Consider the following 4427-nt stretch of genomic DNA (forward strand, 5'->3'; position numbering starts at 1 on the left):
CAGCTCCTCCCCGAAGTGGGACAGGATTTCCGCAGCGCGGATCGGCTCGAGGAGGCACAGGATGAATGCGATCGTCTGAGGGTGCTCGGTCATCAAAAAGTTCGCCAGCGTCCACGGGTCGACCCACCGCAACGAATCGAGGGGAGCGTCCTTCAAAGCCCGCTCCAGGACCTTGGTGGCGTTGTCCTCTCCCAAACCCTTGGACAGGATCTTCTTTATGTATTCGTCGCCGGCCATGATGTGGAAGTCATCGCGGGAAATGATCCCCGTGACCTCCTTCAGGACCGTATCGAGCGTCTCCTTCTTGATCGTCTTGAGCCGGCTCATATGGGTCGTGATCTTGCCGACTTCCTTCATGTCGAGGTTCTTGAGCACCTCCGCGGCGGTTTCCTCCCCGACGAGGCTTAAGAGGATCGCCGACTTTTCGTATCCCGAGAGCGCGCCTGCCATTTATCGCATCCACCCCTTGATGATGTTCGCCGTGTCCTGCGGATTTTTCTTCGCCCAGTTGATGACCTGCTCCCTGGCCGGCAGCTCCTTCGGCGCCGCCATCCCCGGCTCGGCCTCGCCGACCGGCGCGGGGAGCCCGCCGCGGGCGGCGGGAAGCGCCGGGCCAGGGATCGTCAGCGACTTCGCGAGAGGCCTCAGCACGAAGAGGGCCAGCAGGACGATCGCAAGGACCGGCAGGGCGTACCTTGCAGCCGGGGCCGCCATCGCGATGTAGCTGGTCTTCACCGGCGGAATCTCCTCCTCGCGGGCGACCTCGAACGGCATGTTGACTATCTTGACCTGGTCCCCCCGCGTTTCCGTGAAGCCGATCGCTTCCTTCACGAGCTCTTCGTAGCGCCGGATCTCTTCTTCGCTGCGGGCGACGTACTTCATATCCTTGGAGCCTTGCTGCGAAACGTACGTGCCGTCAACAAGAACGGCCGCCGTAACCTTTTTAACAAGGCCCGGGGCGCTCACGGTCCGGCTCGTGATCTTCGTGATCTCGTAGTTCACGGTGTGGTTCTGCTTTTCGGCCTGTCCCTGCGAAGGCGTCCCCGCCGACGCCGTTTTCCCGGGGAGATTCGACGAGGTGCCCGGAACGCCGCTCGCACCGACGGTCGTCGATTTCTCCGTATGGTTCTGTTCACTTCGGACGACCTGGCTCTCCGGATCGAACTTCTCCTCGGTCGTCTCGCTGCGGGTGAAGTCGATCACCGCCGCCACCTTCGCGCGGACCTTTCCCTTCCCGACGACAGGCTCGAGGATCCCCGCGATTCGGGCCTCGAGCTCCTTCGCGTAACTTCCCTGGTAGTCCAGCTGGCTCTCGGTCAGGCCGGCCACTTCGCTACCGGCCCTGGAAAGGACGTTTCCCTTCCCGTCGACCACAGAGATCTCCCGCGAGTTGAGCCCTTCCACGCTGCTTGCGACGAGGTGAATGATGCCGTCGACCTGTGTGGGAGACAGGGTCCTTCCCGCACGAAGCTTCACGAGCACTGAGGCGGTCGGCCGTTCGTGCTCCCCCTCGCGCGCGAACAGGGTCTTCTCCGGCATCGCAAGATGGACCCTGCATTGCTCCACCGGTCCCAGCGACATGATCGTCCGGGCCAGTTCGCCCTGCAGGGCCCTCTTGTAGTTGAGCTTCTGCACGAATTCCGTCGTGCCCAGGCTCGTCTTGTCGAAGATCTCGAAGCCTACTCCCCCGCCTTGCGGAAGCCCCTGGGACGCGAGCTGGAGGCGCGCCTCGTGCACCCGGTTTTCCGGGACGAGGATCCCCCCCGCATCGACGCGGTAGGGCACCTTCAAGTCCTTGAGCTTCTGCGCGATCTGGCCGGCGTCCGATTCCGACAGGTTCGTATAGAGGACGTGGTACTCCTCCTTCTGTGACCACGTGAACGCGAAGAAAATCAGGGCAATGGAGGCCACGCTGACGGCGAACGCCGTCGCTTTCTTGCGGACGGGCCACGCCTTTACGGCGTCGAGCACGTTTGGCATGTTCGCCATCGTTTTCCCCTACTCCGTACTAAATCTGCATTCTCATGATTTCTTCGTAAGCCGAAAGCAGCCGGTTGCGCGCCTCGACCATCAACTGGAACGTCATGTCCGCCCTCTCCATCGCGATGATGGCGCTCGTCACGTCTCCCCCCGTCGAAAGCTCGCGGACAGCCGTTTCCGCATCCTTCTGCACCTGGGAAATCTTGCCGACCGCGTCCTTCAGGATATCGTCGAACCCTGCGGTCCCTTTGACGGGGTTCTTGACGGAAGCGGAAATTCCGACGCCGCCGATTCCGGTGATTTTCATGTCCGTCATTACGCCCTCCCGAGCTCGAGCGTCTTGAGCATCATCGATTTCGCGGTATTGAATGTGGCCACGGATGCTTCGTAGGCCCGGAAAGCCATCATCATGTTGGCCATTTCCTCGATCGGGTTAATGTTAGGCATGGCCACGAACCCTTCCTTGTCCGCGTCGGGGTGGCCTGGTTCGTAGATCGTCTTCGGCGGTTTTCCGTCGGGGACGACGTCGGCGACTTTGACGCCCTTCAATTCCAACGGATCCGATCCCACGCTCTCGGAAGCGAAGACGACGTCCTGCCGCTTGTAGGGGCCGCCCTCCTCCGTCCGCGTCGATTCCGCGTTCGCAAGGTTCGAGGCGATGACGTTCATCCGCCGCCGCTGCGCCTCGAGCGCGGAGCCGCTGATCTTCAGCACATCGAACGAGTTCATCCTTACCTCCTCAACGCCGTCTTGAACATCCGGATATTCGTGGAAAGAAGAGTCACGGCGGTCTGGAAAAAGATCGCGTTTTCCGTCATCTTCGCGACTTCCACATCGAGCTCCACGTTGTTTCCGTCCCCCCAGGACGGTCTCGATTCCACATCGACCCTCCCGCCTTCCGCTCTCCCGGACTCGCCGATATGGCCCGGTGCGGTCTTTCGCAGTTCGATCGTCGCCTTTTCGAGCGTTTCGTCGAACTTTACGTCCTTCGCCTTGTAACCAGGCGTGTCGACGTTAGCTATGTTGGAGGCGATCACGCCGTGGCGTATTCCGGCCGCGCGGATCTGACGCTCGAGGGTTTTGAATATATCGCCCATGGAAATCCCTTTCTCTACAACAAACGTGCCATGGATTCCGGGCTCAGTGCCCGTACTCGTTCAGCTTGTTCCTGATCGTCCGGACCGTCACTCCGAGGAGTTCGGCGGCGCGGGCCTTGTTGCCGTCGACTTCCTTCAATGTGCGCAGGATCATCTCCTTTTCCATGTCCCGGATTCGCCCGTTGAATCCGCCGGTTTCCTCCGGTTCGTCGAACATGAGCGCGTTCACGCCGATCCGGTCACCGGAGCAGATGAGTACCGCCCTGCGGATAACGTTCTGGAGTTCCCTGATGTTCCCCCGCCAGGGACGGCTCCTTAGCACCGCCAGGCCCTCCTCCGTGAATCCGACTATCTTCTTCGCCTCGGCGGCGGAAAATTTTTCCGCGAAGTGCGCCGCGAGAAGAGGGATGTCGTCCGGACGCTCCCTCAGCGGGGGCAGCTTGACGGGAAACACGTTGAGCCGGTAGTAGAGGTCCTCGCGGAATCGCCCTTCCCGGCACTCCCTCTGAAGGTCCCGGTTCGTGGTGGCTATCACACGCACGTCTACGGGCACAGGTTCCTTCCCCCCCACCCGGTCGACTTCCTTCTCCTGGAGAACACGCAGAAGTTTCGCCTGGAGGAGGATCGGCATCTCCCCTATCTCGTCGAGAAGTATCGTGCCTCCGTTCGCCTGCTCTATCTTCCCCTTTTTCCTCTCGGCGGCGCCCGTGAACGCCCCTTTCTCGTGCCCGAACAGCTCGGACTCCATCAGCGTCTCGGGGATGGCGGCGCAATTGACGGCGACGAACGGACGTTCCGCACGCCGGCCGGTATGGTGGATGTACCGCGCAAGGAGCTCCTTTCCCGTGCCGCTCTCACCATGGATAAGGACCGTGATGTCGCTTGCCGCAATATTGCCCGCCACCGCCAGCACCTTGCGCATTCCCGGGTCGGCGGTGTGCATCTCCCGCTCGTGGGAGGCGCGGGCCATCACCGAGAGGACCGCTTTTTTCAGCGCGTCGAAAGAAAAGGGTTTCAGCAGGTAGTCCGTCGCGCCTTCCCGCATCGTCTCGACGGCGTTCTCCACCGTCCCGTATCCCGTGATGACGAGGACCGGCTGGCTCGCGGAGCGGCGGCGGATCTCCCGCAGGAGAGAAAGGCCGTCCATTCCCGGCATTTTCATGTCGGTCACGACGAGGGAATAGCCGGAGCGGGAAATCCGGCCGATCGCTTCCTGTCCGTTTTCGCAGGCGTCGGCGCCGAATCCGATCCTCTGGATCGCTTCTTTCAGCGCGGAGCGCATCTGGGGGTCGTCGTCCACGACGAGGATCGGCTTCACGCCACCTCCCCTTTTTCCCGTTTCCCGGCCGG

6 protein-coding genes are annotated in these 4427 nt (G+C 61.8%); all 6 read right to left on the reverse strand.

Translation table 11 applies throughout. The annotated features are described in order from the left end of the window. On the reverse strand, window positions 1-450 hold a 450-nt coding region (fliG, locus tag HY896_06365), incomplete at its 3' end, for a flagellar motor switch protein FliG (GenBank protein MBI5575973.1). After that, window positions 451-1989 carry a flagellar M-ring protein FliF gene (fliF, locus tag HY896_06370; GenBank protein MBI5575974.1) on the reverse strand — a complete coding sequence of 513 codons (1539 nt, stop codon included), beginning with the start codon at window positions 1987-1989 and terminating at the stop codon, window positions 451-453. A gap of 19 nt (window positions 1990-2008) precedes the next feature. Next, complete coding sequence (gene fliE, locus HY896_06375; GenBank protein MBI5575975.1) at window positions 2009-2296, reverse strand: flagellar hook-basal body complex protein FliE; 288 nt, start codon at window positions 2294-2296, stop codon at window positions 2009-2011. After that, window positions 2296-2709: a flagellar basal body rod protein FlgC gene (gene flgC, locus HY896_06380; GenBank protein MBI5575976.1), complete on the reverse strand. Its 414-nt coding sequence runs from the start codon at window positions 2707-2709 to the stop codon at window positions 2296-2298. The genes fliE and flgC overlap by 1 nt, the downstream gene beginning before the upstream one ends. A 2-nt stretch (window positions 2710-2711) precedes the next feature. Then, window positions 2712-3077, reverse strand: coding sequence for a flagellar basal body rod protein FlgB (flgB, locus tag HY896_06385; GenBank protein MBI5575977.1), 366 nt, complete (start codon window positions 3075-3077; stop codon window positions 2712-2714). 43 nt (window positions 3078-3120) lie between these two features. Then, window positions 3121-4395: a sigma-54-dependent Fis family transcriptional regulator gene (locus HY896_06390; protein MBI5575978.1), complete on the reverse strand. Its 1275-nt coding sequence runs from the start codon at window positions 4393-4395 to the stop codon at window positions 3121-3123. Window positions 4396-4427: the final 32 nt, after the last annotated feature.

Source organism: Deltaproteobacteria bacterium (assembly GCA_016218975.1).
Lineage (GTDB): Bacteria > Desulfobacterota > Deferrimicrobia > Deferrimicrobiales > Deferrimicrobiaceae > JAENIX01.

Coding starts and splice junctions, on each gene's coding strand:
- fliF (MBI5575974.1), bottom strand. CDS start 1,989: ATGGCGAACATGCCAAACGTGCTCGACGCCGTAAAGGCGTGGCCCGTC.
- flgC (MBI5575976.1), bottom strand. CDS start 2,709: ATGAACTCGTTCGATGTGCTGAAGATCAGCGGCTCCGCGCTCGAGGCG.
- flgB (MBI5575977.1), bottom strand. CDS start 3,077: ATGGGCGATATATTCAAAACCCTCGAGCGTCAGATCCGCGCGGCCGGA.
- fliE (MBI5575975.1), bottom strand. CDS start 2,296: ATGACGGACATGAAAATCACCGGAATCGGCGGCGTCGGAATTTCCGCT.